This window comes from Streptosporangium lutulentum (genome assembly GCF_030811455.1).
Taxonomy (GTDB): Bacteria; Actinomycetota; Actinomycetes; order Streptosporangiales; family Streptosporangiaceae; genus Streptosporangium; species Streptosporangium lutulentum.
In genome coordinates this window covers 8,022,831-8,044,999 of the sequence record NZ_JAUSQU010000001.1, presented here as the reverse complement: position 1 = coordinate 8,044,999, position 22,169 = coordinate 8,022,831, and the positions used below count along the sequence as shown (strand labels likewise).

General features: G+C 67.8%; 24 protein-coding genes and 1 tRNA gene. 10 read left to right on the top strand and 15 right to left on the bottom strand.

From position 1 onward, the window contains the following. Nucleotides 1-334: 334 nt before the first annotated feature. The 5 genes from J2853_RS48050 to J2853_RS36225 all read left to right on the top strand — a co-directional run bounded on the left by J2853_RS48050 (nucleotide 335) and on the right by J2853_RS36225 (nucleotide 4,520). Nucleotides 335-436 (top strand): putative leader peptide, encoded by a 102-nt coding sequence (locus tag J2853_RS48050; protein WP_370879479.1) that lies wholly within the window; start codon nucleotides 335-337, stop codon nucleotides 434-436. A gap of 97 nt (nucleotides 437-533) precedes the next feature. Then, a complete protein-coding gene (locus J2853_RS36240) occupies nucleotides 534-1,613 on the top strand; it encodes an ABC transporter substrate-binding protein (protein WP_307565317.1) in 1,080 nt (359 codons plus the stop codon). A 2-nt stretch (nucleotides 1,614-1,615) separates the two neighbouring features. Further along, nucleotides 1,616-2,461: an ABC transporter permease gene (locus J2853_RS36235; protein WP_307565315.1), complete on the top strand. Its 846-nt coding sequence runs from the start codon at nucleotides 1,616-1,618 to the stop codon at nucleotides 2,459-2,461. Beyond that, nucleotides 2,437-3,183, top strand: a complete 747-nt coding sequence (locus J2853_RS36230; RefSeq protein ID WP_307565313.1) for an ABC transporter ATP-binding protein — start codon at nucleotides 2,437-2,439, stop codon at nucleotides 3,181-3,183. Before J2853_RS36235 ends, J2853_RS36230 begins: the two co-directional genes overlap by 25 nt. Next, nucleotides 3,180-4,520, top strand: a complete 1,341-nt coding sequence (locus tag J2853_RS36225) for an LLM class flavin-dependent oxidoreductase (protein WP_307565311.1) — start codon at nucleotides 3,180-3,182, stop codon at nucleotides 4,518-4,520. Before J2853_RS36230 ends, J2853_RS36225 begins: the two co-directional genes overlap by 4 nt. An 86-nt stretch (nucleotides 4,521-4,606) precedes the next feature. On the opposite strand, the gene J2853_RS36220 is transcribed toward J2853_RS36225, so the two are convergent. Then, the gene (locus tag J2853_RS36220; protein WP_307565309.1) at nucleotides 4,607-4,819 is read right to left on the bottom strand and encodes a VOC family protein; all 213 of its coding nucleotides are present in this window, start codon (nucleotides 4,817-4,819) and stop codon (nucleotides 4,607-4,609) included. 70 nt (nucleotides 4,820-4,889) lie between these two features. On the opposite strand from J2853_RS36220, the gene J2853_RS36215 reads away from it, so the two are divergent. Then, nucleotides 4,890-5,933: a sigma-70 family RNA polymerase sigma factor gene (locus J2853_RS36215; protein ID WP_307565307.1), complete on the top strand. Its 1,044-nt coding sequence runs from the start codon at nucleotides 4,890-4,892 to the stop codon at nucleotides 5,931-5,933. A 149-nt stretch (nucleotides 5,934-6,082) separates the two neighbouring features. Here J2853_RS36215 and J2853_RS36210 read toward each other — a convergent pair whose 3' ends face one another. From J2853_RS36210 to J2853_RS36200, 3 genes are all read right to left on the bottom strand, one after another. Next, nucleotides 6,083-7,336 (bottom strand): ATP-binding protein, encoded by a 1,254-nt coding sequence (locus tag J2853_RS36210; RefSeq protein WP_307565305.1) that lies wholly within the window; start codon nucleotides 7,334-7,336, stop codon nucleotides 6,083-6,085. Nucleotides 7,337-7,665: 329 nt separating this feature from the next. Beyond that, nucleotides 7,666-8,433 (bottom strand): CPBP family intramembrane glutamic endopeptidase, encoded by a 768-nt coding sequence (locus J2853_RS36205; RefSeq protein ID WP_307565303.1) that lies wholly within the window; start codon nucleotides 8,431-8,433, stop codon nucleotides 7,666-7,668. Between the two features lie 320 nt (nucleotides 8,434-8,753). After that, entirely contained in the window at nucleotides 8,754-9,689 is a 936-nt protein-coding gene (locus J2853_RS36200; RefSeq protein ID WP_307565301.1) for an alpha/beta hydrolase, read from the bottom strand. Between the two features lie 77 nt (nucleotides 9,690-9,766). Between J2853_RS36200 and J2853_RS36195 the strand changes: the two genes are divergently transcribed. Both J2853_RS36195 and J2853_RS36190 read left to right on the top strand, forming a co-directional pair. After that, nucleotides 9,767-10,318, top strand: a complete 552-nt coding sequence (locus J2853_RS36195; protein ID WP_307565299.1) for a helix-turn-helix domain-containing protein — start codon at nucleotides 9,767-9,769, stop codon at nucleotides 10,316-10,318. A 438-nt stretch (nucleotides 10,319-10,756) separates the two neighbouring features. Then, nucleotides 10,757-11,140, top strand: coding sequence for a hypothetical protein (locus J2853_RS36190; RefSeq protein ID WP_307565298.1), 384 nt, complete (start codon nucleotides 10,757-10,759; stop codon nucleotides 11,138-11,140). A 53-nt stretch (nucleotides 11,141-11,193) separates the two neighbouring features. Here the strand turns inward: J2853_RS36190 and J2853_RS36185 are convergent, their stop codons facing one another. Together J2853_RS36185 and J2853_RS36180 are read right to left on the bottom strand one after the other, a co-directional pair. Beyond that, complete coding sequence (locus tag J2853_RS36185) at nucleotides 11,194-11,520, bottom strand: hypothetical protein (RefSeq protein WP_307565297.1); 327 nt, start codon at nucleotides 11,518-11,520, stop codon at nucleotides 11,194-11,196. Between the two features lie 243 nt (nucleotides 11,521-11,763). Continuing rightward, entirely contained in the window at nucleotides 11,764-12,012 is a 249-nt protein-coding gene (locus J2853_RS36180; protein WP_307565296.1) for a DUF202 domain-containing protein, read from the bottom strand. A gap of 239 nt (nucleotides 12,013-12,251) precedes the next feature. Here J2853_RS36180 and J2853_RS36175 point away from each other — a divergent pair, with 239 nt between their 5' ends. Next, on the top strand, nucleotides 12,252-13,280 hold the full coding sequence (locus tag J2853_RS36175; RefSeq protein ID WP_307565294.1) for a sulfite oxidase: 1,029 nt from the start codon (nucleotides 12,252-12,254) through the stop codon (nucleotides 13,278-13,280). 160 nt (nucleotides 13,281-13,440) lie between these two features. After that, the gene (locus J2853_RS36170; RefSeq protein WP_307565292.1) at nucleotides 13,441-14,079 is read left to right on the top strand and encodes an HD domain-containing protein; all 639 of its coding nucleotides are present in this window, start codon (nucleotides 13,441-13,443) and stop codon (nucleotides 14,077-14,079) included. A 457-nt stretch (nucleotides 14,080-14,536) separates the two neighbouring features. Here J2853_RS36170 and J2853_RS36165 read toward each other — a convergent pair. The 9 genes from J2853_RS36165 to J2853_RS36125 form a co-directional block, all read right to left on the bottom strand. Then, nucleotides 14,537-14,613 (bottom strand) — tRNA-Thr (locus J2853_RS36165). A gap of 67 nt (nucleotides 14,614-14,680) precedes the next feature. Next, nucleotides 14,681-16,171, bottom strand: a complete 1,491-nt coding sequence (locus J2853_RS36160) for an alpha/beta hydrolase (RefSeq protein WP_370879478.1) — start codon at nucleotides 16,169-16,171, stop codon at nucleotides 14,681-14,683. Nucleotides 16,172-16,372: 201 nt separating this feature from the next. Further along, nucleotides 16,373-17,224, bottom strand: coding sequence for a PSP1 domain-containing protein (locus J2853_RS36155; RefSeq protein ID WP_307568935.1), 852 nt, complete (start codon nucleotides 17,222-17,224; stop codon nucleotides 16,373-16,375). A gap of 149 nt (nucleotides 17,225-17,373) precedes the next feature. Next, complete coding sequence (locus J2853_RS36150) at nucleotides 17,374-18,057, bottom strand: permease-like cell division protein FtsX (RefSeq protein ID WP_307565288.1); 684 nt, start codon at nucleotides 18,055-18,057, stop codon at nucleotides 17,374-17,376. Next, nucleotides 18,054-18,596 (bottom strand): sigma-70 family RNA polymerase sigma factor, encoded by a 543-nt coding sequence (locus J2853_RS36145; protein ID WP_307565286.1) that lies wholly within the window; start codon nucleotides 18,594-18,596, stop codon nucleotides 18,054-18,056. The genes J2853_RS36150 and J2853_RS36145 overlap by 4 nt, the downstream gene beginning before the upstream one ends. 35 nt (nucleotides 18,597-18,631) lie before the next feature. Next, a complete protein-coding gene (locus tag J2853_RS36140; protein ID WP_307565284.1) occupies nucleotides 18,632-19,201 on the bottom strand; it encodes a permease-like cell division protein FtsX in 570 nt (189 codons plus the stop codon). Further along, the gene (locus J2853_RS36135; RefSeq protein WP_307565281.1) at nucleotides 19,198-19,725 is read right to left on the bottom strand and encodes a SigE family RNA polymerase sigma factor; all 528 of its coding nucleotides are present in this window, start codon (nucleotides 19,723-19,725) and stop codon (nucleotides 19,198-19,200) included. The genes J2853_RS36140 and J2853_RS36135 overlap by 4 nt, the downstream gene beginning before the upstream one ends. Nucleotides 19,726-19,858: 133 nt before the next feature. Beyond that, nucleotides 19,859-21,013: a glycosyltransferase family 4 protein gene (locus tag J2853_RS36130; protein WP_307565279.1), complete on the bottom strand. Its 1,155-nt coding sequence runs from the start codon at nucleotides 21,011-21,013 to the stop codon at nucleotides 19,859-19,861. Further along, entirely contained in the window at nucleotides 21,010-21,762 is a 753-nt protein-coding gene (locus tag J2853_RS36125) for a hypothetical protein (protein ID WP_307565277.1), read from the bottom strand. Before J2853_RS36125 ends, J2853_RS36130 begins: the two co-directional genes overlap by 4 nt. Nucleotides 21,763-22,169: the final 407 nt, after the last annotated feature.

The window sequence follows — 22,169 nt, the reverse complement described above, 5'->3', positions numbered from 1 at the left end:
TAGCAACTAATCGTTGTCAAGATCGGCGAAACGTAGACGCCTTAGTACCCATTTGCCCAGAAGTAGTCATCCACCCGAACGGCCGGCCGCCTTCGGCGTGACGCGTCACCGGGGTGGCGCGGAACCGCTACCCCGCCCCTCACCGAGACGGAATGAGCCTCCGACCGGGGCTTTCTCCTTGCCCGTCAAGCACCTTCGGAGCATGAAGCGGGCGGCCGGGTCCTACGCGCCTCACGGCCGCGAGACGGGACGGGCGCCTTCATTCAAGGGGTATTTCATGTAAAACCAGTAGGAAGTATTGCAATACGATCCCACCGCGCCTAGCGTCGTGACCATGAGCCAGGGGAGCCAGACAGGCCAGGGCATACGCCTGACCCGGCGAGCGCACATCGACCTCTGCCGCGTCGCCAGCGCCCAATGTCGCCGTCCTTCCTAGCGACCTCCTTTTCCGGCGACTCCGTCAGCCCGTCTCCCCGCCGCGCGACCAGGACGGCGCGCGAGCGTACGAACCACTGACAGCGAAGGACCATCGCATGTCCTCCGACTCATCCCCCCGCCGAACCATCCGGCGATCCGCCCTCCTCGTCGTCGCGCTGCTCACCGGACTGACCTCGCTGCCCGCGTGCGCCGGCGCCGACAAGACCGCCTCGGCCCTCGCGGCCGACGCGCCGCTGCCCGCCCGGGTGCCCGAGGGCACCAAGCTCATCGTCGGCGATCCCGTCGTCAAGGTGGCGCTCGCCCTCTCCGGCGAGATCGACAAGTTCTCCTTCGAGATCGAGTGGGCCAACCTCAGCGGCGGCCCGCAGACCACCGAGGCCTTCCGCGCCGACGCGCTCGACGTCGGCGCGGTGGCCGAGATCCCGTCGATCCACGCGACCTGGACCGGGCTGCCCGTGAAGATCGTCGCATCCAAGCTCCGCAAGGACCCGATCAACCATCCCACCTACGAGCTGGGAATCGCCCCCGGCGTGAGCGTGAAGACGCTCGCCGACCTGCGGAACAAGAAGATCGCCTACAGTCCGGGCCAGGCCCAGGGCGCGCTCATGCTGCGGGTGCTGAAGAAGGCCGGGCTGACCAAGAACGACGTGACCCTGGTCGAACTGCCCAGCACCGGCGACGTCTACGTCACCGCGCTGGCCGGCAAGCAGGTCGACGTCGCCCCGATCGGCGGCGTCAACGTCAAGCGCTACTCCGCCAAATACGGCAGGGACGGCGGCACCACCATCCCGCACGGCATCCGCGACGATCCCAGCCATCTCTACGTACGGACCTCCACCCTGGAGGACCCGGCGAAGGCGGCGGCCATCGGCGAGTACGTCCGGGCCTGGGCCCGTGCCGCCCGGTGGGTGTACGAGCATCCCGAGGAGTGGATCGAGGGCTACTACGTCAAGGATCAGGGCCTGACCCCCGAGGACGGCCGGTATCTGGTCGACCAGGCCGGTGAGCCGGACATTCCCGCCGACTGGTCGGAGGTCATCGCCCGGCACCAGGAGACCGTCGAACTGCTGGCGGCGGAGACCGGCAACCCGGTGCTCAACGCCAAGGACCTCTACGACCTGCGATACGAGTCTCTCGGCGCGAGCGCCGTGAACACCGTGAAGGGCGGTGCCTAGCGATGGTCACCACCGTCGGCGTCCGGACCACCGACACCCCGTCCGCGCCCGCGCGGTCGTCCCCGCGAGCCCGGCGCAGGCTGGGGCCCGGCCGGCCGATCCGGTTCCGCCCCGCGGTCGGGCCACTCCTGCTGCTCACCGTGTGGACGGCCGGCTCGGCGACGGGTCTGCTGGACGAACGGGTTCTGTCGGCGCCGTGGACCGTGGTGACCACCACCGGCGAGCTGATCGGGAACGGCCGGCTCCAGGACAACCTCCTGACCTCGGTGCGGCGGGTCGCCCTCGGCCTCGGGTTCGGGGTGGCGCTCGGCACCGTCCTGGCACTCGTCTCCGGGCTCAGCCGCTGGGGAGAGGCCGTCATCGACGGGCCCATCCAGATCAAGCGGGCCATCCCGGCGCTGGCCCTGATGCCGCTGCTGATCCTCTGGCTCGGCATCGGCGAGGTCATGAAGGTCTCCACGATCGCCCTCGGCGTCTTCGTCCCCATCTACATCCACACGCACAACGGGCTGCGCGGCATCGACAGCAGATACGTCGAGCTGGCGGAGACGGTCGGGCTCAGCCGGCGCGCGTTCATCCGCCGGGTCGTCCTGCCGGGCGCGCTGCCCGGCTTCCTGCTCGGGATGCGGTTCGCGGTCACGACGGGGTGGCTGTTCCTCGTGGTCGTCGAGCAGATCAACTCCACCAGCGGCATCGGCTACATGATGGAGCTGGCACGCACCTACGGTCAGACCGACATCATCATCGTCGGTCTCGTCCTGTACGGCCTGCTCGGCCTGCTCTCCGACGGCGCGGTCCGCCTCATCGAGAGGAGGGCGCTCTCATGGCGACGCACCCTGGCGGACTGACCACCGTCGCGCCGGCCGTACGGATCGCCGAGCTGACGCGTTCCTACGACGACCGGACCATCCTGGACAGCCTGGACCTCGAGATCCGCGCGGGCGAGTTCGTCGCGCTGCTCGGGCAGAGCGGGTCGGGGAAGAGCACGCTGCTGCGCGCGCTGGCCGGTCTCGACGGGGACGTGGCGGGCACCGGGCTCATCGACGTGCCCGGTGCGGTCTCCGTCGTCTTCCAGGACTCGCGGTTGCTTCCCTGGCTGCGGGTCCACGACAACGTCGTCCTCGGGCTCACCGGGCCCGGCGCGGCGGAACACGGCCGCGAAAGCCTCGCGGAGGTCGGCCTCGCCGGACGCGAGCGGGCGTGGCCGAACCAGCTGTCAGGCGGCGAGCAGCAGCGCGTCGCACTGGCCAGATCCCTGGTCCGAGAGCCCGAACTCCTCCTCGCCGACGAGCCCTTCGGAGCTCTCGACGCCCTCACCCGCATCCGGATGCACGCACTGCTCCGCAGCCTGTGCGACCGGCACCGGCCGGCGGTGCTGCTGGTCACCCACGACGTCGACGAGGCGATCGTGCTCGCCGACCGCGTGCTCGTGCTCGACAGCGGGCGGATCGCGGCCGAACAGCTCATCGACGTCGACCTCCCTCGAAACTCCGCGGACCCCAGGTTCGCCGAGATCCGCGCACACCTGCTGGACGCGCTCGGCGTGACCGGAGAACGGAACCGGAATTGAGCCTCACACCACGACTGCTGAACCTGAACCTCTTCATCTACCCCGGCGGTCACCACGAAGCGGCCTGGCGGTATCACGAATCAGCGCCCGACCGCCTCCTCGACCTCACCTACTACCAGGAGCTCGCCCGGCGGGCGGAGGCGGCGAAGTTCGACGCGATCTTCCTGGCCGACGGGCCGTCGCTGCCGGACAACATCCGCTACGCGAGCCGGTTCCGGCTCGAACCGTTCACCTGGCTGTCCGGTCTGGCGGCCGCGACCGAGCGGATCGGCCTGATCGCGACCGCCTCGACGACGTACCTCGAGCCGTACAACCTGGCGCGGCTGTTCGCCTCGCTGGACCATCTGAGCCGGGGTCGCGCGGGCTGGAACATCGTGACCACCGGCGCGCCGCAGGCGGCCAGGAACTTCGGGCTCGACGAGCACCCGCCGCACGCCGAACGCTACGCCCGCGCCCGCGAATACCTGGACGTGGTGACGAAGCTCTGGGACAGCTGGGAAGACGACGCGCTGCTGATCGACCAGGGCGGCGGCGTCTTCGCCGACACCGAACGGATCCACCCCGTCGACCACTCCGGGAGGCTGCTGCGCGTCCAGGGGCCGCTCAACATCCCGCGCAGCCCGCAGGGGCGGCCGGTGTACGTCCAGGCCGGATCGTCCCAGGACGGCCGTTCCTTCGCGGCCCGGTACGCCGAGGCGGTCTTCACCGCCCACCAGACCACAGGCAACGCCCGCGAGTTCTACTCCGACATCAAGGCGCGGGTCAAGGCGGAGGGACGCGATCCCGACCAGCTCAAGGTGCTCCCCGGCATCAGCCCGTTCATCGGCTCCACCGAGGCGGAGGCGCGCCGTCTGCACGACGAGTTCAACGAGCTCACCCAGCCCGAGTACTCGCTGCGGCAGCTACGCCAGATGCTCGGCGTCGACCTGTCCGGCCACGATCTCGACGCGCCGTTCCCCAGGGACCTGGTGCCCGCCGACGGCGAGCGGGAGGTCAACAGCCGCTTCCAGGTCGTCCTCGACATCGTCGATCGCGAACGACCGACGATCCGCGAGCTCCTGCACCGGCTCGCCGGCGCCCGTGGCCACTGGGTGACCGTGGGCACCCCGGAACAGATCGCCGATCGGATCGAGGAATGGTTCGTCGGCGGCGCCGCGGACGGGTTCAACGTCATGCCGCCCTACCTGACCGGCGGGTTCGACACGTTCGTCGAGCACGTGGTGCCCATCCTTCGAGCACGCGGCCTGTTCCGCACGGAGTACACCGGGACGACCCTCCGTGATCACTTCGGCCTGCCGCGGCCCACCAGCCAGTACGGTCCCAAGGCGCTCGTCTGATCCTCGGCCCCTCGCCGAACCCCGGTGGGGCGGAGCCCTGGCCGCCGTCCACGTCAAGGGGTGACCCCCGGCCGCTGGTGGACGCACTACCTCAACTCCAGCCCGGTGGTGCGAGCGTACGCGGCCTCCCGAGGCGCGCCCGCCGGCCGGCCGTCCTCTGCGGTCACCAGCGCGTAGGTCTCGTCCAGGATGTTCACCTGCCAGCCGAACATCTCCTGGTAGAAGTGCCGGGTCCGCGAGGCGTCGGGAGTGGAGATGTCGAACCACGCGGGCGCGGGGTGGTGTCCGGTCGGCGTCATGGAGGTCCTCCTGCGGGTCGGTCGTGTTCTGCCGAAGGGAGACTCCCGCCGTAAGGCAGAATCATCGTTCGTGAGCGAAATCTCTTCGCGGACCGCGGGAACGACGGCGGAGCAGGCCGACCTGATCAGTGCGCGGGACGGGGACGATACGGCGTTCACCCGCCTGGTGGAGCCGTTGCGCCGGGAGTTGCACGCCCACTGCTATCGCATGCTCGGCTCCGTTCACGACGCCGACGACGCCCTGCAGGACGCCCTGCTGCGGGCGTGGCGGGGGCTCGCGCGTTTCGAAGGCCGTAGCTCACTGCGCTCGTGGCTCTACGCCGTGGCCACCCGCACCTGCCTGGACACCGTCGGTGCCCGTGGCAGGCGGGCCCTGCCCGTCGACCTCGGCCCGTCCAGCGACCGTGCCGTGGTCGGCGACCCCCCGCTGACCGACGTCGCCTGGCTGGGCCCCTACCCCGACGCCGGTCTCGCCGGCGGCCCGGCCGACCCGCACGCGCGCTACGAGCAACGCGAAGCCGTCGAGCTCGCCTTCGTCGCCGCCCTGCAACATCTGCCGGGCAACCAGCGGGCGGCGCTGCTGCTGTTCGAGGTCCTCGGTTTCTCCGCCGCCGAGATCGCCGCCGCGATGGACACCTCGGTCGCATCGGTGAACTCCGCCCTGCAACGGGCCCGCGTGATCGTGACCGAGAGGATCCCCTCCCCCACCCAGCAGCAGACGCTGCGCCGGATCGACGACGCCCGGGTGCGGGAGATCGTCGCCGGCTACTCCTCCGCGCTGGAACGCGGCGACGCCGACGCCCTGGTCGCGCTGCTCACCGAGGACGTCACCTGGTCGATGCCGCCGCTGGCGCACTGGTACCACGGCATCGAGGCCGTCACCGACTTCGCCGCACGAATCCCGCTGACCGGATGCGGGAACTGGCGGCACCTCCCGACCGGCGCGAACGGCCAGGCGGCGGTGGGTTCGTACCTCTGGAACGACGACGCGGGCACGCACCTCGGATGGTCGATCAACGTGCTGACCCTGCGCGGCGAGCGAATCTCCGAGATCACCTCGTTCCTCGACCCCGGCCTCCTCGTGTCCTTCGGACTGCCCGCCTCACTGCCCTGACTCCACGATCGGCACCGGGGAGTGTCAGCCTCGCGCGAGCCGGTGGGCGTGGTCGACGGCCGTGTCCGTGAAGTCGAGGACGTGTGCCGCCGGTTTCAGACCGGATCGGCTCCCCCTGCGCGATCCTGCCCACGGTCGACTTCAGAGGACTACCTGTCCCAGAGAGCGCTGAGGGGCAACGCTGTCAGCCGATCTCCGAACGACAGCGACCGTACACCGGTGTAGAAAACGAACCCGTGAACGAAGTCCTCGCCCAGACTGTCACGTAGAGCTATGAGGCCCTTGAAATCGTCCTGGTTGACAGAGTCGGTGGCTTTGGCCTCCACACCGACAATCCGTCCGTTGTTTCGTTCAAGGACGAGATCGACCTCAGCACCCTGGCTGATCCTCCAGTGATGGAGTCCGACTCTGAACGGCACCCATGTCGCCTGCTTCGCGATCTCATTGACGATGAACGACTCGATGAGAGGGCCTCGTGCGGGCGAGACCCTGGCAGCCAGACCGTCCGCGTCAACACCGATCAGATGAGCTGCGAGGCCGGTATCGGTGACATGGAGCTTGGGTCGGCGAACCGATCGGGCCACAAGGTTCCGGGACCACGCCGGAATCTGCCGGATCAGGAAGACGGTCTCCAAAAGGCCTATGTAGCGGTTGACCGTACTCCGATGGAGCTGAAGATCACTACCGATCTTGACCATGTTCGGCTCTTGCCCCGTACTCGCCGCGGCGAGGTTGAGCAGTTGCCGGAGACTGCTCGGCTCATCAACCCTCGCCATCTCCCTGATGTCGGTGTCGATGACCGACTGAACATAGGTCCGATACCACCTGTCGCGGGTGAACTCCGACCTCATCGTCACCGCCTCCGGATAGAAGCCTCGGCAGACCAGTTCGAAGTAGTCCCTGCGGCCGTAGTCACTGAGCGATGAGGAGCGCAACGCTTCGGGCTCGTTGAAGGCTGTCACGAGAAAGGATTCGCCCGTTCCGGCAAGCTCCTCCTGGGCGAAGGGCCAGACCTCAAGGATTCCCGCGCGCCCGGCAAGCGACTCACTCAACGACGGCGTGGACAGAAACCTCGTGGAACCCGCCAGGACGAACTGTCCTCGTTCGGCCTGCCGGTCGACCGCCGCTTTGATCGCCAAGATCAGATCGTCTCCCCCACGCTGAATCTCGTCGATCATCATCGGACGTGGTCCGTCGGCGATGAAGGCGGCAGGATCGGCCTGCGCCGCCGATCTCAACGGACCGTCGTCCAACGTGAGGTAGGTGCCGTCTCTTCCTTCGTTCAGCTGCTGAAGCAAAGTTGTCTTGCCCGACTGCCGCGGTCCGTTGACGATCACCACCCTGAAGGCATCGAGGAATTCCTCGGCGTGACCGGTTACACGACGTGAAACCAACTCGGACATGGCAACCTCCCCCTACGACGATCAAACCAGCATAGAGACCAACCGACATTTGGCGGGATAAAAAACCGACAGATCGTAGGATCCCAACCGACATTTGACGGGGCAAAAAACCGACAAACCACGAACCGGTGAGTGGCATATGAGAGGACACCCTTGGATGCCCGGCGCCGAGGCCGTCAGAAGACGCAACTGAGCGATCCCTCAACCCCGGAGGCCGGATACCGTCGGGCACCGCCCTTCCCCCGTCCGGCCGGTCCTGAACAGGAGCACAACATGATCGGCACCTCTGGCCTTACGGCGAACGGCGCGCCGTTCGCCGCTCGGACCGATCAACCTCGGGTCTGACCGACCCGAGGCGACGAGTCGGGGACAACCTGGTGAGCGTCCGCCTGAACCGGCAGGTCCGTCTTGCGATCGCGCCGCCAGGCGAGCAGCGTGGTCGCGACAACGATCTGCACCGCCACGACGACCGCCAGCGTGATGGGCGAACTGACGCCCAACAGGGCCATTGTCGTGTTGAAGCCGAAGTGAACCGCGATCGCCGCCACGACCCCGGCACGCTCGTAGGCGTAACCGGTCAGCAGCGCCATCGGGACGACGCTGAGCGTGAACAGCAGCCCACTCCAGCTGAACAGCCCGAATCCGGCCTGGATGGTCCCGGGGATGAAGAACAGCGGCAGATGCCATACCGCCCAGACGACACCCAGCAGCAGGCCGGCCTGAAGGCGGCTCAACGACGCGCGAAGGCGTGGATATGCCGTGCCACGCCAACCGGGCTCCTCGGACAGCGGGCCGGCGACCAGCATGCTGATGAGGAACGGCACAGGTCCGCCGACGGTCGAGATCAGGCTCTGCGCCGAGGTCAGGCTCACCATGGGACCACCCAGGAGGTGTGCGAGCAGCGCGGCCACCAGCACGGTCGCCGACGCCGTCACCAGCAGGGGCGGCACCCAGAACAGCCGCATGCTCAGCCGGAGTCTCACCGTGTGAGCGGGGACGGGCTGGCGGAGGCGGGCGCGGCGCGCTCGGATCACGATCGCGCCGATCATCGGGCCGAAGCCGGCGAGCAGATGGGGAACGACGGTGGGGAAACTCATCGCCGATCCACCGAGTGTGATCGCGGTAAGCCAGAAAGCCCAGCTCGTCGCGAACGTGACAGCCCAAAAAAGGGCAAGGCCGTTTTTCTGGCGAACGGGGGGTGTGGTGGTCACGCTGTTTCCCTTTCACGGGTATCGCGGGAAGGAATCTCCGATTCCTGCCGCGGGGACGAGCGGAAACTGAAACGTCCTCGGCAGTCGACGCGGAACGGCGCCGACGGCGGTGAGCCGAGAGCAGCGGACACAAGTGCGCTGATCAGACGCGGTGCCCGGTCGACATCCGACCGGTGGGAATGGCCGCTACGGGCTTCTCCATCCCATCAGGGGTAATCCATCCGCTCCGCGGGGCGAATCTCCTGGAGCCGGTGGGCGAGCCAGCCGGCCACCTGCGCCAGCAGGTCGTTGTCGACCGGCCGGCGCAGCAGCCGGGGATAGGAGCGCACCGACGGACGACCGGGATCACGACGCAACAGGTGGGTGAGGTCCGGGATCCGGTGGACCTCGACCCCTCCGGGCACCAGCCTGCGGATCTCGTCCAGGTCCGCGGGGTCGACCTGGATGTCCTTGTCGCCGGTGATCGCCAGGACGGGGACCTTGATGTTCGCCAGGTCCGGACGCGGATCGTGGTCGAGCATCTCCCGCATCCACCGGGCGTTCACCGGCATCCCGGCGACGCGTGCCACATCCGTGCTGGTTGTCCTGATCCGAGCCAGTTGCCGGACGGCCAGGGCTCGCAACGCCGGCAGCAGCGGCCGCACGGGCGCGGGAAGATCGCGGGCGATCATCCTGGCCTGCCAGCGCAGCGCGTCCTCACCCAGTCGGGCGAACCCGGCCAGCAGCACCACCGCTCCGACCTGCGGGTGCGCGCCGAGGGACATGGCGTGGACGGCGCCCTCGCTGTGCCCGACCACGCCGACGGCGTCTGCCCGAACGTCGGGCCGTCCGGCCAGGGCGCGCAGTGCGGCGGCGGCGTCGTGCCGGTTGTCGGCGAACCCGGTCGCGCGCCAGTCACCGGAGGTGGCTCCGACGCCGCGCCGGTCATAACGCAGCGTGGCGATCCCGTCCTTCGCGAGCGCGGCGGCCAGTGGCGGTCCGAGCTCCATGCGAAGCCTGCCGGTGTTGGCGTCGCGGTCCAGCCGCCCGGATCCGTGCAGCAGCAGGACGGCCGGGTGCGGGCCGGGGCCCGCAGGCAGGGTCAGCGTGCCGGCCAGCGACAGTCCGTCGTCCGCGGTGACCGACATGTCGACATCCCGCATGTCCCACCTCCCATCGTTCTCAACTTTGAGAACGTTATCATAATTGAGAACCTTATCTCATATGAGAACATTGATTCATGGCAACCGCGGACCTCCTCCTGCATCCCGTCAGGATGCGTATCCTGCAGGCGCTGTTCGACGCCGATCCGATGACCACCGCGCAGCTGCGTGACCGCCTGCCCGACATCGCACCGGCGACGATGTACCGGCACATCGCCGTCCTGACCGACGCGGGCGTGCTGGAGGTGGTGGGCGAGAAACGGGTGCGCGGCACGATGGAGCGCAGCTACCGGGTGCGCCCGGAGCAGGCGGTGGTCGACCCCGCGGCGCGGGCGGCGATGACGCGGAAGGACCACCAACGGTCGTTCACCACGTTCGTGGCGTCGTTGATGACGGATTTCGATCGCTACCTCGCCGGCGAGGACGCCGATCCCCTCTCGGACGGCGTGGTCTACCGGCAGGCGGCGGTATGGCTGACCGACGACGAGTTCGCCGCGATGATCGAGGAGATCGAGAGCACGGTCGTCGCACGAGTCGGCCGCCCTGAGAACGACGGCCGCACCCGTCGCATCGTCAGCCTCGTCGTCGTGCCCGACAAGCCCGCGACGGCGCCCGGGCCGGACGCCTAGCGGGTGGCTGATCGCAACGTTCCAGAGCCGGTGGCGGAGCCACGGGCCGTGTAGCCCTGACCAGGTGGGCATCCTTCGCCGGGGTGACGACCGGTCGCGACGCCATGGCCACCGCGGCAGGAACGATCAAGCGCCCCAGCGTGTTCGGAGCCGAACTCCGGCTGCGGAACCCACCCCGGCTGTTCCCCCCGCTTGTGATCTCCTCGCCGAGGATGTCGGCGGCATCAACGCGGCGGCACTCATCGGCTTGCGCCGGAACGAGCGGCGATGTGCGACGGCGGGGAGCGGTAAGCCCGTCGGCGGAATCCTCGACCTTACGGACGGCGAGCCGGCGAAAGGACCCGGCTCGCGTGGAAGCGCTCATCGTCGTCCAGGCCCGTTGTCAGCGTTTGTGTTAGCAAGATCGGCGGAGAATCAGGGGTCGGTACCCTCGGCAAGGTGTCATACTCCGTCTCCGCCTACGGGCCCGATGATGGGTCTGATGAGCCGCGAGAACTCTACGAGGCGGCTCTCGGCAGCAACAGCACGATCATTCACTACTGGCTGAAACAGGCACAGCTCATCAAACTTCCCATCCTCGCTCGCCTGCGCCACGAAGAACTGCTGGTCAAACATGAGGAACTGGCGGCGTTCTCAGAGGAGCTGAGGTCACTCTCGATCCACTGGGTGGAGATGGTGCCTGACGAAGAGATCATCATGTACCAGATCGGTTCTCGACCGTTCAGGGTGCCCCTCCTTGTGGACCTTCTCCATCGGGCCGCACATCTTGACGCTGCCATACGGATTGCTCAGCTCACCGGCGGCTACCTCGATGTCTCCTGATTTCGACATCCGTCACTGATCATCTGGCGTGCCGATCTGAGCAGCTTCGGTGATTACGCAGGCCGGCGGCTCGCGGGGCCAAGGTCACGTCCGTCGAGGACCTCGATGTCGGTGATGGCCGTCGCGCTGGGATCCAAGCTCAGCCAGATGACGTCCTCACCATTACGCTCCAGCTGCACCATCCAGGAACCCGACGAACCCGGCGGAGCGGTCAAGAGGTTGGTGCAGGTAGCGGTACAGGTGCATACGCCATGGAAGAGCAGGGTTTCGACTGTGTCCGCCAGGGAGTCGTCCTCGTCCTCGGCATGCAGCAGAACGACGATGTCAGCGACGAGGTCGGGAAACACGTCCACCAGGAGCGGGTGCTGACCGGCAGTCATGACGCGCACGATACACAAGCACGGCGTGTCACCCCTGCCGGCTCTTTCGGCCAGGCCGACTCGCGACCACGCATCCGTGGACATGGGGCTAAACGACACATTGAGCGCCTGATTGCAAACGGGAGCCGGTCATGACGTGGACGGCTCCTCGCCCTGGTCACGTGGCAGGTACGGATCGGTGGCGTGAGGTCTGTTGCTGTATTCCGCTGTTGTACACAGCACCCGGCCGGGCGACCTGCCCCGTCATCCGACGGCAAGGGGATCCGAAGCGCAGTAACGGACGGTGGCGTAGCCGAAGCCGGCGATTGCCGCGCGTACGAGTACGCCGCCTGCGGCAAATGCGTAGACCTCGTTGTGTGAGCCGAACATCGCCGCTCCCAGGCCGAGGGCCGTCACGGCCGAGTTCGTCCGCCGCCAGGCGAGGTAAGTGCGCTCGTTGGCCGGGTGCTCGCGAACCCGGAGATCGCCGGCTGCGATGGACGACTCGTTCACCGATCGGGCACCCCGTCCAATCGATTGGGCCCTCTTTGCGACCCGTTCAGGGCAAGCCGTAATCCGCTATGACACGATGATAAAGAGGTTATGCCAGGTGGGGGCCTCGGGAAGAGGCTCAAGCCAGTCGTGGGAGGCGATGCGCCTTGAGTGGTCCCCTACACGGAAGCGATCCTGATCACCCCTCACCTGGAGGGGTCACAGAACAAAAAGTCGTCAAGCCGACTCCCCCCGAGCTTATGGAGGACGCCGGGACCGGTCTGGACTACGGGATCCGGCCGGACCGCACGCCTGGCTACATCACCCCGATCGACCGTTTCTTCCTTCGCAGCCACGCACCGACCCCCCATCTGGACGCGGCGAGATGGTCGCTCCACATCGAAGGAAGTGGGGTACGCGAGCCGATCACCTACACCTACGCCGATTTGTGGGATCACTTTCCGCTGATCTCAGTGGTCCGAACGATCGAGTGCGCCGGTAACCGCCGTGTGCTGTTCGGCGAGGAGTACAAACGCAAGTTCGAGGGAACCCAGTGGGGCCGCGGCGCGATCAGCACCGCCGAATGGACCGGCGTCCGGTTGCGCGACCTGCTCGAACCGGCGGGGATCACCCCGAGAGCCCGTGAGGTCATGCCCGAAGCGCTCGATGAGATCCGGGCCCGCCGGCCCATGCCGCTGGCCAAGGCGCTTGCCGACGACACCCTGCTCGCGCTGGCCATGAACGGCGAGACGCTGCCGCTCGATCATGGGTACCCGGCTCGGGTCGTGGTGTCCGGATGGCTCGGTGCCGCCAGCATCAAGTGGGTGGGCCGGATCGAAGTCTCCGAACATCCGCTGCACGTTCCGTGGAACACCGAAGACTACGTACTGATCGGTCCGGACTACCCTGCGCAGGCGCCCTCACTCGGTATGCCGATCACCGGCATACCAGTGTCGAGCCTGGTGGAACTGCCCTGGCCGGCACGGCTGCGGCCGGTACCGCATGTCATCCGGGGGCGTGCGTTCGCGGGAGAGAACCGGGTCACGGCGGTCGAATACCGCATCGACGAGGGTTCCTGGCAGAAGGCGTCCCTGGCTCCGCCGGAGATACCGGGCGCGTGGGTGCGCTGGCAGTTCGGCTGGGATCCCGAGCCCGGCGATCACATCATCCGGGTACGCGCCACCGACGACCAGGGTCATACCCAGCCCGACACCGTCCCATGGAACGACCTGGGCTACTGCTATCACCCGGTGCTGTCCCACCCCGTCCGAGTCGAATCCACGGCCTGAGGCCGTATCAGGGCTCGGAGAACAGGCGGGCGAACTCCAGGGTTCCCCTGGTGGTGGGCCTTTCGCCTGTGCGCGGCCGAGAGAACTCGAACCCACAGCCTTCTGATGCAGACGGACGCACCGTCCACTCGCAACGCCGAGACCGGAAAGGGCCCAGCTCATGACCGAAATTATCGCGGGGGTGGAGGTTCCCGAAACGGCGGCGGTCGCCGAGGCCACCCGCCACATCCGGGGGATGACCAGCCCCCTCATCTTCCATCACTCCCGGCGCGTCTTCTTCTTCGCCGCGCTTCACGCTCGCGAGGTCGGTCTGCGGCCGGACCCGGAGTTGCTTTACCTGTCCGCCGTTTTCCACGACCTCGGCCTGCTGACACCCTTCTCCGAGGTGGAGCAGCGCTTCGAGCTCGATGGCGCCGACCATGCACGCAAGTTCCTGCTCGACCGCGGTTTTCCGGCCACGGCCGCCGACGTGGTCTGGGAAGCGATCGCGCTGCACAGCACGCCGGGGATTCCCGGCCGGATGGGCTCGGAGATCGCCGCCACGTACCACGGCGTGCTGACCGACGTGCTGGGCGTGGGCTTGGACAAGCTGGATCGTGGCCTGGTGGACGAGATCATCGCTGTTCATCCGCGCGGCGACTTCAAGAACAGGTTCCTGCAGGCCCTTCTCGAGGGAACCCGAGACCGCCCGGACACCACCTACGGCACCATCAGTGCGAACGTATTGGTGCACTTCATTCCCGGTTTCCGTCACGTCGGCATGGTCGAGCGCGTCATGGGTTCGGCCTGGCCGAGCTGATCGGAACATCGAAGTGATCAAAACCCCATAGGGAGCAACGTGGTCAGACAGGGCGCTCCTCGTCGCCGACTCAGACGAGGTCCCGCATCCATGGTTCTGATACCTGTGATGTGCCCCGGGTTTTTGGAGTCGATGGGATGCCCCGAGTTCCGCCGTAAAGTCCTCGACCTGCTCAAGACCGGCCAAGGCGATCATTAAGCCCCGCCTTGGGGGCTCCGCGGTTCAGGGGACAGTCATCCAGCGGGACGACCGAACCTCGCCGGTACTGCCGGGCGGACAGAATCTCGCCACGTCCTCCGGTGAAAGCCCGACGAAGGAGGTCGACCGGCTGCGGGCAAGCGGCCACATCGACTACAGGATCCAGGCCGGGTGGAAAGCGTCAACCGAGACTGATCCGTCAAGCATCGACTGAAGATTGAGAGAGGCCCCCACCGGAACCCGGTGAGGGCCTCTGACCTGGAGCCGCCTTGGGGAATCGAACCCCAGACCCCTTCATTACGAGTGAAGTGCTCTGGCCGACTGAGCTAAGGCGGCGTGCCACGCAGGTTTCGCATGGCCTACGGCAGTCTACAGGTTCCAGGGCGTTCTCCGCGCCTCGTAATCAGCCGATCTTGGGGCAGCTGGTTCCGTCCTTGGGAACCGCCAGATCGATCAGATAGTCGTCCACCAGGCGATCCACACACGCGGAGCCGGTCAGGTAGGCGGTATGGCCGTCGCCGTCGAACCCCACCAGAACGCCCGAGGAGAGCTGGGAGGCGAGCGCCTCGGACCATTCGTACGGCGTCGCCGGATCGCGTTCGGTGCCGACGACCATGATGGGCGGTGCCCCCGGCGCGTCGATCTTCTCCTTCGACTCTCCCTTGACCGGCCAGTAGGCGCAGGGCAGCGAGCCCCACATGACGTACGAGCCGAACATCGGAGCCTCCTTGACCGACTTTTGAGCCGCCGCGGCGAAGTCCTCCGGATCACGGGGATAGTTGGCGTCGATGCAGTTGATGGCCATGTTGGCCTCGGTCTGATTGGTGTATCCGCCGTCCTCCCGGCGGTCGACCAGCAGGTCGGCCATGCGCAGGAGCGTGGTCCCGTCCCCCTTCAGGGCCTGACCGAGTGCCTGGCGGAGGATCGGCCAGGCCTGCCGGTCGTAGAGCGGGGTGAGCAGGCCGAGAGCCGTCCAGCCCTCGCCGACCGGGCGGCCGTCCCCCATCGCGTTGGACAGGGGGGTCGTGTCCGCACGGCGAAGCAGGCTGGTGATCTCCGCACGGGCCAAGGCGACCGGGCCCTCGAAGGGGCAGTCCTGGGCCGTGAAACAGTCTTCGAGGAACGCGTCGAGTGCGACCTCGAAACCGCGAGCCTGGGCGGCGTTCAGCTCCAGCGGGGGGAGCGAGGGATCCACCGCGCCGTCCAGGACGAGCGCGCGGACGTGGTCGGGGAAGAGGTCGGCGTAGACGGCGCCCAGCTGCGTGCCGTACGACTTGCCGAGATAGGTGAGGCGGGAGTCCCCGACGGCGGCGCGTAGCAGGTCCATGTCCCGGGCCGCGTCGGCCGTGCCGACGTGCGCGAGAAGATCGCCCGAACGAGCCTGGCACCCGGAGGCGAATCGCCGCGAGCTCTCCTCCAGCACCGTGACCTCGTCGGGCGAGTCGGGCGTGCTGTCGAGGCCGACGTAGGTGTCGAGGTCACCCGATGACAGGCACCGGACGGGCGTGGAATCACCGACCCCGCGCGGATCGAACCCCACCACGTCGAAACGTTCCCGTACGGCCTTGCTCAGCGCCGAGTCCGCGCCGCGGGCGTACTGGATTCCGGAGGCGCCCGGCCCGCCGGGATTGACGAGGATGGAACCGATCTTCTCGCCCGAGGCCGGGAGCCGGATCACACTGATCTCGATCTTCTCACCGGTGGGCTTCTGGTGATCGAGAGGGACCGCGAGCTTCGCGCACTCGAAACCGTCACCGCAGTCCGACCAGTCGAGCGCCGACTTCTTCTCGGTGGTTCCGGTGCAGGCACTCGCGAGCAGGACCACCGCCGCGCATAGGGCAGCCGTACGGAATCTCACGCCTTGTCCGCTCCGTAAGTCAGGTCGCACACCCATCCGGCGTGAAAGCCGGGGCGCGCAGAGTGATTGACCAATCGCATATCGATAACATCCTACGCCCGCCGCCCTCACCCAATTCAGCCGAGATCGCCACGGAAGCGGAGCTCCATGGGCCACCGGGACCGTAAGCGGGTATCCGCCATCGCGCACGTGAGCCGAACAGATGCCCGCCCGCGGCCACCGGTGACCGACGGGCGGCTATCCCGCGGGACCGCCCTCGGCGGCCGCCACCGCGTCGCCGTACATCGTGTCGTGCTGCTTGCGAGGGGAGCAGACCGAGGCGGAGGGACACGCGCAGCGACGCCCGCCGTCGTCCAGCCGGACCACGACAGAGTCGGAGGGGATGTTGCGCCCCACCACGGTTCCCGAGCCCTCGGGGGTGTCCACCTTCAGCCCGACACGAGGCATCCTGCTGTGCGCGTCCAGGTAGAGCGGGTGCTCGTACTTCAGGCAGCACATCAGCCGCCCGCACGCCCCCGCGATGCGCAGCGGGTTGACCGGCAGATCCTGGTCCTTGGCCATGCGCACCGAGACGGGCTCGAAGTCCTTGAGGAAGGTGGCGCAGCACAGGTCACGGCCGCATGGGCCGATGCCCCCCTGGAGGCGGGCCTCGTCGCGGGGGCCGATCTGGCGCAGCTCCACCCGGGCGCGCAGATTGCGGGCCAGGTCGCGGACGAGGGCGCGGAAGTCGACGCGGTGAGGAGCGGAGAAGTAGACCGTGTAGACGTTGTCGGCGTCCATGTAGTCGACGCCGACGACCTTCATCGGCAACGTGTGGCGTTTGATCAGGCGTTTGGAAACGCTACGGGCCTCCGCGCGCATCCGCTTGTTGCTCTCGTCGCGTGCCAGGTGCTCCTCGCCCGCGATGCCGGCGCACACGGGCAGCCCGCCGACCTCCTCGCTCGTCCACTGCGGCGCCCACACGCACTCGGCCACCTCAGGCCCGGCCTCGGTGGGCACCAGCACCTTGTCGCCGACCTTGGGACTGTGTTCGCCGGGATCCAGGTAGTACAGCCTGCCGTAGCGGGTGAAGCTCACCGCCATGATCATGCTCATGTGGCTCCAAGGCTGGGGGACGGCTTGCGGGTCACCCTACGCTTCCTACCCACGGATGCGCGGTGATCCACAATCTCGGGCACGAGCCGTATGCCGAGGTGCCCGCGATCGAGGCGGCGAGCCGTACCCCCCTGTTCATCGCCTCAGTCGGAATCCGGCGGCATCGGATGCTCCGGGTATGAGCACTGCCTCTCCGGCTCTGCCCACGGGAGTTTGCTCTCGATCCTCGACAGGAGGGAGAGGCGTCCGAAGAGGCAGTCCTTGTCGATCGCGTTGGCCACCCCCGGTAGCTCACCCGCGGCCCGTGCCACGGCCAGGGAGTCGGCGTCCGGCCTGATCCGGGCGGTGAAGGACTCCGGCATAACCTCGACGGTTATCACCTGGAGGAGCGTGGCGTTGTCCTTGTTCTCACGCCGGAAGGACTCCCAGTTCGTCCGCTGGTCCCGGAAGACAACGTCCTCCACCTCGGGCCGGGCTTCGAGCATCCGCCGGATCTCCTCCTTCTCGGCCTCGGTAGCCGCGCCCTCGCAGTTCTGCCATGGCTCGGCTCCCTTGCACGGGAAGACCCTGACCTCGGGGGTGTCGGACGGCTCGGTGCCGCCCATGGACATGGCGACGATGGTCTCCGGCGAGCCCGGGGAGGGTTCGCCGAGCCGTACGGTCCCGAGGATCGTCCCCGCGACGAGAAGGACCGCCGCGGCGATCGCGACCGGGGTCGTCCACCCGGCACGGCGAACCCGTGGCGCGGGCAGGGGCCGGTCGTCGTCGGGTACGGCTTCCGCACGGGCCGCCATGGCCTCTCGGAGCCGGTCCTCGATGATGCTCATACGGTGTCTCCCAGCTCGCGGTGGAGCCTGGCCAGGGCTCGGGCTGTCGTGGACCTGACGGTGCTCTCTCCCACACGCATGATCTCGGAGGTCTCCGCGTCGGACAGATCGAGGTAGTAGCGCAGCACCAGGGCCTCCCGCTGGCGTCGCGGCAGCCGGCCCAGCGCGAGCAGCACCTCTCGCCGTGACTCGCCGATCAGTGCGGCGGTCTCCGCCGAGTCGACCGACTCCGTGACCCGCTCGACCCGGCGCAGCGCCACCGCCCGGCGGCGCAGTATCGACCGGGAGCCGTTGAGCACACAGGTCCTGACATAGGCGAGGGTCGTGACCCCCGGCCGCCACTTCCCGTGCAGCCGGGCGAACACGTCCTGCACGACGTCTTCGGCCGTCTCCCTGTCACCGACGAGCAGCACGGCGAGCCGGACAAGGTTGAGCCGGTGGTCGCGGTAGAACGCGACCAGCCCGGCGTCGGGGGAAACTGCCGGCGGAGCGGACACCCGGGGTGCCCGCTCCGCCAGCCGCAAGATTTCACCGTCCATGCCTTAAGAACGCGCGCCCCTGCCCATCCGCTGCTTCAGCACTCCACGTCGGGGCCCGGGCATCTCTGATCGATGACGTTGGAGACGCCGGGTAACGTCTTGGCGTCCGCGAGGATCGCATTCCAGTCGGCACCCTCCTCCGGCAGGATCCGGAACGACTCAGGCATGTCCTTGACCTTGATCGTGGTGAGAAGGTCGCTGTTGTCCTTGTTCTGCTCTCTGAAGTTCGTGTAGGCCTCCGCCGCGCCCTCGAAACTGAGCCACTCCACGTCCGGCCGGCTCCACAGCGCCTCGGCGATCTTCGCCTTGTCGACCTTCGCCCCCTTGCACTGCGGGAACGGGTCGTTCTTCTTGCACAGGAAGATCGAGATCTCCGGCTCGGGCTGAGGCGTCGGTGCCGCCTGGACGGCGGTGGTCGTCCGGGGATCCAGCTGCCCCGCCCACACGAACCCGGCCCCGACCGCGGCCATCGTGACGGCGGCGGCGGCCAGCAGCACCGGGGCCCGCACCCGGCGGCGGACGGGAAGGGTCAGCGGACGGACGGCCGAGGCGGTTCCGGCGGCGGCGGACAGGGCGTCACGAAGGCGGTTCTCGGTGGCGGTCATGATTCCTCCCCAAGCACTCGGGCGAGGGCGGCCAGCCCGCGCGCGATGGTGGACCGGGCCGTGCTTGCGCCGACCCCCATGGTTTCGGCGATCTCCAGGTCGGACAGGTCGAGGTAGTAGCGCAGCGTCAGCGCCTCCCGCTGCCGCCTCGGCAGCGCGCGCAGGGCGATGAGCACCTCGCGGCGCTCCTCGCCGAGCAGTGCCGCGTGCTCGGCCGACCAGACGGACGGCTCATGCTGCACGGGCCGCCGGAACGCCACCGCCCGGCGGCGCAGAACGGAACGGGAGCCGTTGAGCACCGCCGAGCGGATGTAGGTCAGCATGCGATCGGGATCCCGCAGGCGGCGCCGGCCCGCGTGGGAGCGGGCGAACGCCTTCTGGACGACGTCCTCGGCCGTGGCCTGGTCGCCCACCATGAGCAGCGCCAGCCGTACCAGGCCGAGGTGATGTTCGGCGAACAGCGTCGCGACGTCGACGCGGTCCCTGGTCAGGGGCTCTCCGTAGGAGAGCAGTTCGACTTCCACGTCACAGAGACGCCGGGCTGCGCCGTTTGCTGCTTCGCTCAACGCACGAGTTCCGCCCGGACACGATTCGGTCCCACCGCATGCCCCCGTACGTTCCGCTCAGCCACGACTCCGTGCCCGCGGCACGGCCGCTTCAGCGTACGAGTTCGGCGAAGGACTTCTCCCAGCGGTCCGCGATCGTGGAGATGTCGTAGCCCATGGCCGTCCGGAGGGCGTTCTCTGCCATCAGGTGGCGCCCCTCCTCATCGTCGATCATCTGGAGCAGCCCGCCGGCCAGGGCGTCCACGTCGTCCGGGGGGATCAGCAGCCCGTCGAAGCCCGGAGTGATGATCTCGCGGGGACCCCGGGGGCAGTCGAAGCTGACCACCGGCACCCCGCACGCGAACGCCTCGATGATGGTCATGCCGAAGCCCTCGAACCGGGAGCTGACCGCGTGGATCGAGGCCTTGGCGAGCTCACCCTCGATGTCGCTGGTCGGGCCCATGAACGTGACGTTGTTGTGCAGCCGCAGCCTGACGGCCAGTTTGACCAGCTTGTCGCTGACCCGGCCCTCGCCGTAGATCCGCAGTTTCCAGTCCGGGCGTTCCTTGACCACCTGGGCGAACGCCTTCAGCAGCCGGTCGTACCCCTTGACCGGCACCAGCCGTCCCGCGGCGAGCACGATCCGGTTCTCCTGCCTGGAGCGGGGACGCGGTCTGCCGGCCAGCCCGTTGCCGATGGCGAACACGCGCGTCGGGGCCCGGCCGAGCATGGCCCGGTAGTCCTGCGCGTCGGCCTCGGTGAGGGTGACGACCGCGTCCAGCTTCGGGTACCACTCCCGGATCTCCTCGAAGATCCCGGGCAGGTGGGCCTCGAAGTGCAGATGCTCCTGGGCGATCGTGACGACCCGCTTGCGCGCGAACCTCGCGGCCATGATGTTCAGCCCGGCCCGGGTGGTGACCAGCACGTCCGTACGGAGCCGTCTCAGCTCGCGTTTGAGAACGTCGTCGCTCCAGGCGCTGAAGGAGGAGTAGGCACGTTCCTCCGGATGGATCAGCACGCTCTCCTGCGGGCTCAGCCGCGCCGCCCTCTTCGTGTACGGCCAGCGGACCCGGGCGTCCTCCCGCAGGTCCACCAGCGAGCGCAGCCGGACCTTGGAGCCGAGCTGCAGGAAGGGCTGGTCGGTGTGCTGGAAGACACTGATGACCTCGACGTCGTGCCGCTCGGACATCTTGGTGGCGAGGTCGAAGGTGGCCCGGATCGTGCCGCCCATGCCGTAGGCGTTGAGGATCAGGAAGGAAATCTTCACGAGCTCTCCTCCTCGATGCTGAGCGCGACGGCGAGGCTGTCGGTATCGGTGTAGTAGGGCCGCACCCTTATCCGCTCCAGACGCTGGGCGGGAAAGCGAACCCTGGACTTCTTGTCGGTGACGTCGTCAAGCCGGGTGGCCAGCGGCATCCGTGCGTCGGCGACCTCCGCGTACAGGTCCCAGAAGACTCGCCGCTTCACCTGTCCCTCGGCCATCGGCGCGATCTGGACGCTCCCGGCGAACCGGCGTCCGAGAAAACTCGCCGGGCCGCTCACCGGCGCCGGCCCCTTCCTCGCCACGGCCACGAGCCTGGCCGGTCCGTGGATCGGCTCGCCGTACGCGATCATGCCCTCGAACTCGATCACGCCGCCGTCCGAGACCACCCCGGTCACCTCGATGTACGGCTCGACCTCGCGGACGGTCAGGGCAAGGGTTCCAGCAGGTGTCCGAAACGCGCGGATCTCCCGGCTGCGACGGGTCTGCGCGTAGACCTGCAACCCATCCAACGAGAAGCCCGGATCATCGGTGGCGACGGGTGCTCCCCGGTACGACGCCGTCCAGACCCCGGCGGACAGCGCGCCGAGATCGGCCGCCTCGCGCTCCTCCCCGGTCTCCACGTGCCGCAGGGTGATCTCTCCACCCTCCGGCTCCGGCCACTCGATCCTCAGCGTGTCGTCGTCGTCCACTCGGCTGGTGACGGCCCGCCTGCTCTCAGGAGGCGCTCCCCCGTGCCGCGCTCCAATGTTCACCAGAAGTCCCCCGGTCTTCCCTGCTCATCCCCGCGGAGCAGGACACTGTCAAGTTGATTTATAACGAATGAATCGATTTTCGCTGGGAATTCTAACGATCCACACCGACACTTTGAGGGAAATTAGCCAGAAATCGTTCCATCTAACTTGAAATCAGTTGATAAGAGCTGTTCGACCCTCTCTGCGGCATCGATTCGCCGCTCACCGCACGTGAGAGGATCTCGATCACCCCGGGAGCGCGACACGAAAGTGACCGGGAGAGGACACCGCGTCACCTCCGGAGCTCAGGGAGGGGTACGGCCACGCCGGACGCCATTGTCCGAACCCGAGACCGGAAAGTCGGCAACCGTCTCGGGATCACTTCCGCGCACGACTCCGGACGTGCTTTAAAGCCGACTCAGTACTTC

What these genes read in the sequence shown, in the direction of transcription:
- J2853_RS36150 (WP_307565288.1), bottom strand. Translation starts at nt 18,057, where the DNA reads ATGAGCATCATCGAGGACCGGCTCCGAGAGGCCATGGCGGCCCGTGCG.
- J2853_RS36140 (WP_307565284.1), bottom strand. Translation starts at nt 19,201, where the DNA reads ATGACCGCCACCGAGAACCGCCTTCGTGACGCCCTGTCCGCCGCCGCC.
- J2853_RS36220 (WP_307565309.1), bottom strand. Translation starts at nt 4,819, where the DNA reads ATGACGCCGACCGGACACCACCCCGCGCCCGCGTGGTTCGACATCTCC.
- J2853_RS36145 (WP_307565286.1), bottom strand. Translation starts at nt 18,596, where the DNA reads ATGGACGGTGAAATCTTGCGGCTGGCGGAGCGGGCACCCCGGGTGTCC.
- J2853_RS36205 (WP_307565303.1), bottom strand. Translation starts at nt 8,433, where the DNA reads ATGAGTTTCCCCACCGTCGTTCCCCATCTGCTCGCCGGCTTCGGCCCG.
- J2853_RS36155 (WP_307568935.1), bottom strand. Translation starts at nt 17,224, where the DNA reads ATGATCATGGCGGTGAGCTTCACCCGCTACGGCAGGCTGTACTACCTG.
- J2853_RS36230 (WP_307565313.1), top strand. Translation starts at nt 2,437, where the DNA reads ATGGCGACGCACCCTGGCGGACTGACCACCGTCGCGCCGGCCGTACGG.
- J2853_RS48050 (WP_370879479.1), top strand. Translation starts at nt 335, where the DNA reads ATGAGCCAGGGGAGCCAGACAGGCCAGGGCATACGCCTGACCCGGCGA.
- J2853_RS36170 (WP_307565292.1), top strand. Translation starts at nt 13,441, where the DNA reads ATGACCGAAATTATCGCGGGGGTGGAGGTTCCCGAAACGGCGGCGGTC.
- J2853_RS36185 (WP_307565297.1), bottom strand. Translation starts at nt 11,520, where the DNA reads ATGACTGCCGGTCAGCACCCGCTCCTGGTGGACGTGTTTCCCGACCTC.
- J2853_RS36210 (WP_307565305.1), bottom strand. Translation starts at nt 7,336, where the DNA reads ATGTCCGAGTTGGTTTCACGTCGTGTAACCGGTCACGCCGAGGAATTC.
- J2853_RS36235 (WP_307565315.1), top strand. Translation starts at nt 1,616, where the DNA reads ATGGTCACCACCGTCGGCGTCCGGACCACCGACACCCCGTCCGCGCCC.
- J2853_RS36175 (WP_307565294.1), top strand. Translation starts at nt 12,252, where the DNA reads ATGGAGGACGCCGGGACCGGTCTGGACTACGGGATCCGGCCGGACCGC.
- J2853_RS36240 (WP_307565317.1), top strand. Translation starts at nt 534, where the DNA reads ATGTCCTCCGACTCATCCCCCCGCCGAACCATCCGGCGATCCGCCCTC.
- J2853_RS36160 (WP_370879478.1), bottom strand. Translation starts at nt 16,171, where the DNA reads ATGGGTGTGCGACCTGACTTACGGAGCGGACAAGGCGTGAGATTCCGT.
- J2853_RS36200 (WP_307565301.1), bottom strand. Translation starts at nt 9,689, where the DNA reads ATGCGGGATGTCGACATGTCGGTCACCGCGGACGACGGACTGTCGCTG.
- J2853_RS36195 (WP_307565299.1), top strand. Translation starts at nt 9,767, where the DNA reads ATGGCAACCGCGGACCTCCTCCTGCATCCCGTCAGGATGCGTATCCTG.